Source organism: Burkholderia sp. LMG 13014 (genome assembly GCF_905232215.1).
Taxonomy (GTDB): Bacteria; Pseudomonadota; Gammaproteobacteria; order Burkholderiales; family Burkholderiaceae; genus Burkholderia.
Genome location: NZ_CAJNKE010000399.1, coordinates 1 through 5,649 on the forward strand (window position 1 = coordinate 1; position 5,649 = coordinate 5,649).

At 66.7% G+C, this 5,649-nt stretch carries 5 protein-coding genes; 4 read left to right on the forward strand and 1 reads right to left on the reverse strand.

Annotation, left to right across the window (positions count from 1 at the left end):
- The coding region (locus JYJ84_RS27050) for a DHA2 family efflux MFS transporter permease subunit (RefSeq protein ID WP_205189675.1) at positions 1-1,448 on the forward strand (1,448 nt) is incomplete at its 5' end.
- Positions 1,449-1,533: 85 nt separating this feature from the next.
- On the opposite strand, the gene JYJ84_RS27055 is transcribed toward JYJ84_RS27050, so the two are convergent.
- Positions 1,534-3,048, reverse strand: coding sequence for an acetyl-CoA hydrolase/transferase family protein (locus JYJ84_RS27055; RefSeq protein WP_174956499.1), 1,515 nt, complete (start codon positions 3,046-3,048; stop codon positions 1,534-1,536).
- A gap of 652 nt (positions 3,049-3,700) precedes the next feature.
- Between JYJ84_RS27055 and JYJ84_RS27060 the strand changes: the two genes are divergently transcribed.
- The 3 genes from JYJ84_RS27060 to JYJ84_RS27070 form a co-directional block, all read left to right on the forward strand.
- A complete protein-coding gene (locus JYJ84_RS27060; protein WP_122949428.1) occupies positions 3,701-4,381 on the forward strand; it encodes a CDP-alcohol phosphatidyltransferase family protein in 681 nt (226 codons plus the stop codon).
- A complete protein-coding gene (locus JYJ84_RS27065; protein WP_175222560.1) occupies positions 4,378-5,184 on the forward strand; it encodes a 2OG-Fe(II) oxygenase in 807 nt (268 codons plus the stop codon). The genes JYJ84_RS27060 and JYJ84_RS27065 overlap by 4 nt, the downstream gene beginning before the upstream one ends.
- Positions 5,181-5,649 (forward strand): lysylphosphatidylglycerol synthase domain-containing protein (locus JYJ84_RS27070; protein WP_205189677.1); only part of this gene is annotated, 469 nt, incomplete at its 3' end. The genes JYJ84_RS27065 and JYJ84_RS27070, both read left to right, overlap by 4 nt.

Consider the following 5,649-nt stretch of genomic DNA (forward strand, 5'->3'; position numbering starts at 1 on the left):
TCCAGACCCTCGACAGCACGATCGCGAACGTCGCCCTCCCTCACATGCAAGGCACGCTGTCCGCGTCGCAGGACGAGATCACGTGGGTGCTGACCTCCTATATCGTCGCCGCAGCGATCGCGACACCGCTTACCGGCTGGTTGTCCGACCGGCTCAGCGTGAAGCGGCTGCTGATCGTGTCGATCGCGGGCTTCACGGTCGCGTCGGCGCTGTGCGGGCTGGCCGAGACGCTCGTGCAGATCGTCGGCGCGCGTCTGCTGCAGGGCGTGTTCGGCGCCGCGCTGGTGCCGCTGTCACAGTCGATCCTGCTCGACATCAATCCGCGCGAGAAACAAGGCCAGGCGATGGCGATCTGGGGGATGGGCGTGATGGTCGGCCCGATCCTCGGCCCGACGCTCGGCGGCTGGCTCACCGACAGCTACAACTGGCGCTGGGTGTTCTTCATCAACGTGCCGATCGGTGCGTTCGCGCTCGCTGGCGTGATGACCTTCCTGCCCGCGCGCGCGCCGCGCCCGCACGTGAAGTTCGACGCGTTCGGCTTCGCGACGCTGGCGCTCGCGATCGGCGCATTCCAGGCGATGCTCGACCGCGGCGAACAGCTCGACTGGTTCGGCTCCTACGAGATCCGCATCGAAGCGCTCGTCGCGGCGCTCAGCTTCGCGTTCTTCCTCACGCATACCGCGACCGTCGGCAAGGCGTCGTTCTTCAAGTCGGAACTGCTGCGCGACCCCAACTTCGCGACGGGCACGCTGTTCATCTTCGTGGTCGGCGCGGTGCTGTACGCGACGCGTGCGCTGCTGCCGCCGATGCTGCAGAACCTGATGGGCTACCCGGTCGCGACGACGGGTCTCGTCACCGCGCCGAGCGGCGCCGGCACGATGATCGCGATGCTGTTCGTCGGAAGGCTGCTGAAATACGTGGACGCGCGGATGCTGCTGCTTGCGGGGCTGTCGATTTCCGCGCTCGCGCTCTGGCAGATGATGCAGTACACGGTCGTGCTGTCCGAAGCGGACATCGTGTGGCCCGGCGTGGTGCAGGGTTTCGGGCTGGGGCTCGTGTTCGTGCCGCTGAGCGCACTGTCGTTCTCGACGCTGCCGCCCGACCTGCGCGCGGACGGCACGGCCACCTACAGCCTGATGCGCAACATCGGCAGCAGTATCGGCATCTCGATCGTGCAGACGCTGATGACGCGCAATACGCAAGTCGCGCATGCTGACCTCGCGACCCATATCACGCCGTTCAACCCGGCCGTGCAGGCGATGGCCGGCAGCCGCCTCGACATCGCGCTGCTCGATCGCACGATCAACCAGCAGGCGTCGATGATCGCGTACCTGAACGACTTCAAGCTGATGTTCGTCGCGACGCTGCTGATGATTCCGCTGTTGCTGCTGATCCGCCCGCCGCAGAAGGCGGCCAGCGTCGACGTCGCGCATGCGGCGATGGACTGACGATCCGACCGGTCGACGGACGGATACGCGCACAGCATCGCGCGCCGCCTGCCGCGCGCATCTCACGCGCGGCAGGCGTGCTGCGTCAGGCCTTCATCGTGCCCGTGCGCACGTAGCGCTCGTGCCACGACAGCGCCTCGGCGAGCAGGTGCGGCGTGTGCTTGCCGAAGCTTTCGCGCGACGCGCGCTCGAAGTAATCCTCGAGCATCGGCCGATAGTCGGGATGCGCGCAGGTCGCGATGACCTTGCGGGCACGCTGCTTCGGCGACAGGCCGCGCAGGTCCGCGAGGCCCTGTTCGGTGACGACCACCGCGACGTCGTGCTCGGTATGGTCGACGTGGCTCGCCATCGGCACGATCCGCGAGATCGCGCCGCCCTTCGCGGTACTCGCCGACATGAAGCACGACAGGTAGCCGTTGCGCGCGAAGTCGCCCGAGCCGCCGATGCCGTTCTGGATCTTCGTGCCCATCACGTGCGTCGAGTTCACGTTGCCGTAGATGTCGGCCTCGATCATCCCGTTCATCGCGATGCAGCCGAGCCGGCGCACGAGCTCCGGATGGTTGCTGATCTCCTGCGGGCGCAGCACGATCTTCTCGCGGAACGTCGCGATTTCGTCGGCGAAGCGCTGCACGGCGGCCGGGCTCAGCGACAGCGCGGTGGCCGACGCGAAGCTCAGCGTGCCGTCCTGCAGCAGGTCGAGCATGCCGTCCTGGATCACTTCGGTGTAAGCGGTCAGGTTCGAAAAGCCGGCCGAGCTGAGCTCCGCGAGCACCGCGTTCGTGATGTTGCCGACGCCCGACTGCAGCGGCAGCAGGTTTTCCGGCAGGCGGCCGCGCTTCACTTCATGGCGCAGGAAATCGATCAGTTGATGCGCGATCTGCTTCGACGTCGCGTCCGGCGCGGAGAACGCGTTGCTGCGGTCCGGCGCATCGGTCTCGACGATCGCGACGATCTTGTCGGCCGGGCAACGCAGGTACGGCTCGCCGATCCGGTCGTCGCTCTTCGTCAGCGGAATCGGCTTGCGGTGCGGCGGCAGCGCGGTACCGTAATAGACGTCGTGCATCCCGTCGAGGCCGAGCGGCTGGCGCGAGTTGACCTCGAGGATCACGTGCTTCGCACGTTCGAGCCAGGTCTTGTTGTTGCCGATCGACGCGGACGGAATCAGCAGCCCGTCCTCGCGGATGCCCGCGACTTCGACGATCGCGACATCGAGATCGCCGTACAGGCCGAACCATGCGTACTGCGCGACGTGGCTCAGGTGGACGTCCTGGTAGTCGACTTCGCCGCCGTTGATCTTGTCGCGCAGCGTCGGGTCGGACTGGTACGGCAGGCGCATCGAGATGCCGTTGGTGCGGGCGAGCGCGCCGTCGAGTTCCGGCGCGGTCGACGCGCCCGTCAGCACGTTGATCCGGAAGTCCTCGCCGCGCGTGTGCGCCGCGTCGATGTGGGCGGCAAGCGCGGCCGGCACGGCCTTCGGATAACCGGATCCGGTGAAGCCGCTCATGGCGACGGTCATGCCGGGACGGATCAGCGCGGCGGCTTCGTCGGCAGTGCGGACGAGCGAACGCAGGGCGGGAGCGAGGATGCGTGATGAAGACATGGCTGGTTTTGACGCTTGGGTCTGTCGTTGACGTCGCGGGGGGTGTCTCCTGAGCGACATGAAGCCCTTGGGGCCGCGAGGGGCGGCCGGCACCACAGGCACGATCGGAGTATCGCAGAGGCGATCGCCGCGAAATGTCCGCCAAATGAAAAAGATCCTTGCCGGATTTGCCGGGTATCGAACGACCGTTCTGTGACAGGCGCTCCGTTTGAATCGGATGCACGCGAAAGGCGCGCGAAAGCATCGAGCAGGAAAACCACTCGACGATCGCCAACGCACACGCGTCAATCGTCGGATTTTGACGTCCATTTGCCGCCTTCCGATCGGCAATGCACGACACCCGTCCGGCGCGGCCAATTGTCACCCGATGCGGCGCATTCCGACCTGACGCATATCAAGCTCGCACGCGCCGCGCGACGCGCGCCGGAAAGCGCGAAAAGCACCGCCACACCGGCCTGAGAGGCCCGCCAGTCCTTGACAGCCGCCCGATGCGAACCACACTGGAATCTGGATCGCGCAGCTCGGTTTGGCCACCCTTTCGCGCATGCGCTTTTCGGCCGGCCAATCGCCGCAAGACGCGGTAACACTCCGTCATGTCAGGACATTGATTGAATAAAAAGCAACAAATTACAATTCCGTATATATTTCGCCGATGGACCAAAGAAAAAACGCCACACGTTCCGAACCGCCCCTGCCACGCACCTGGGATGCGCGGCTGGCGCGCTCGCTTGTCCGACCGCTCGTCGACACGCCTGTCACTCCGAATCACCTCACCACCGTTCGTCTGCTGATCGGCCTCGCCGGCGCCTGGTGCCTCGCGCACGGCGGCTTCGGCTGGAGCAATGCAGGCGCGTTCCTGATCGTGCTGTCGAACTTCGTCGACCACACCGATGGCGAGCTCGCGCGCATCAGCGGCAAGACGAGCAAGATCGGTCATTTTTACGACCTCGCGGCGGACGCACTCGTCACGGTCGCGCTGTTCGTCAGCATGGGCCTCGGCATCGTCGCCCAGGGCGGCCAGATGGCCGCGTCGCCGGTGCTGCTCGGCGCGGTGGCCGGTGCCGCCGTTGCGCTGATCTTCTTCCTGCGCATGCGAATCGAATCGTTCGCCGGCAAGGCCGGCACCAAGCAGGCATTCGCCGGCGGCTTCGAGACCGAAGACGTGCTGTACCTGCTGCCGCTCGTGACGCTGTTCGACGGCGTCGAGCCGTTCCTGCTCGCGGCGTCGATCGGCGCCCCGCTGTTCGCCGCGTGGGTCGTGATCGACTGGTGGCGCATCGTCCGGCGCGGCAATGTTCCGCAGAATTCCACTGAAATCCAGGCTTCCAAATGACTCCTAGCACGCGCGACGACTCCGTGCTGAGCCCGGCACGCCCCGCGCCTGTGCGCGCCGCGTCCGACCCCGATCGCACCGTGGCCGACTGCGTCGGCCACCTCGACCTCGAGCAGGTGCGCAACGACTACACGCGCCAGGGCTCGTTCCTGTACCTCGACGCATTCCTGCCGGCCGACGCGCACGCGAAGCTGGCCGACGCCGCCCGCGCGATGCAGGCCGGCCTGAACCGCAATTACCTGCCCGGCCATAAGCAAGGCGGCAGCGTGAGCCGTCATACGATCGACGAGCAGGCGCCGTACATCGCCGAACTGTATCGCTCGAAGGCACTCATCTCCTTCCTCGAGAAGGTCACGGGCGACAAGCTGATGCTGTCGCCGGACGACGATCCGCACGCATACGCACTGTATTACTACACGAAGCCCGGCGACCACATCGGCTGGCACTACGACACGTCGTACTACGACGGCCGCCGCTACACGCTGCTGATCGGCGTGATCGACGAATCGTCGTGCCGGCTCGACTACGAGTTGCACACCCGCAATCCGAACGTCGCCGACGAACCGGGCTCCGTGCAGATCGCCGACGGCGGCATCGTGCTGTTCGACGGCGACAAGCTGCGCCACCGCATCACGCCGCTTGGCCAGAACGAGATGCGCGTGTCGCTCACCTTCGAATACGTGACGAACCCCGGCATGCGGCCGTGGAAGCGCTTCATCTCGAACATGAAGGACGCGATCGCGTATTTCGGTTTCCGCCAGGTATTCAAGCAACTGGCGACGCGACGCACGACCGGGTCATGACACGCGCCGGCCTCATCCTGCTGTCCCTCGGGACCGCACTCTTCGTCGCACTCCTGGCTTGGCAGGGCGTCGGCGCCGTCGCGTCCACGTTCCTCGCGGCCGGCTGGGGGCTCGCGCTCGTCGCGGCGTTCCACGTCGTGCCGCTCGTGATCGACGCGATGGCGATCTCCGTGATGTTCCGCCCCGGCCAGCCGGGCGCCGAGCTCGGCAACGCGCTGCGTGCGCGCTGGGTCGGCGAATCGGTGAACAGCCTGCTGCCCGCCGGGCAGATCGGCGGCCCCGTGCTGATGGTGCGCCACCTCGCGCAGCGCGGCACGCGGATGGCCGACGCGGCGGCGGCCGTCACCGTCAGCACGACGATGCAGGCGCTCGCGCAGATGGCGTTCGCGCTGATCGGCATCGCCGCGTTCAGCCTGTATGCGACGCACGAATCGGTCGCGCACCTGCGCACGCCCGCGCCGCTGC

What these genes read in the sequence shown, in the direction of transcription:
- JYJ84_RS27055 (WP_174956499.1), bottom strand. Translation starts at nt 3,048, where the DNA reads ATGTCTTCATCACGCATCCTCGCTCCCGCCCTGCGTTCGCTCGTCCGC.
- JYJ84_RS27060 (WP_122949428.1), top strand. Translation starts at nt 3,701, where the DNA reads ATGGACCAAAGAAAAAACGCCACACGTTCCGAACCGCCCCTGCCACGC.
- JYJ84_RS27065 (WP_175222560.1), top strand. Translation starts at nt 4,378, where the DNA reads ATGACTCCTAGCACGCGCGACGACTCCGTGCTGAGCCCGGCACGCCCC.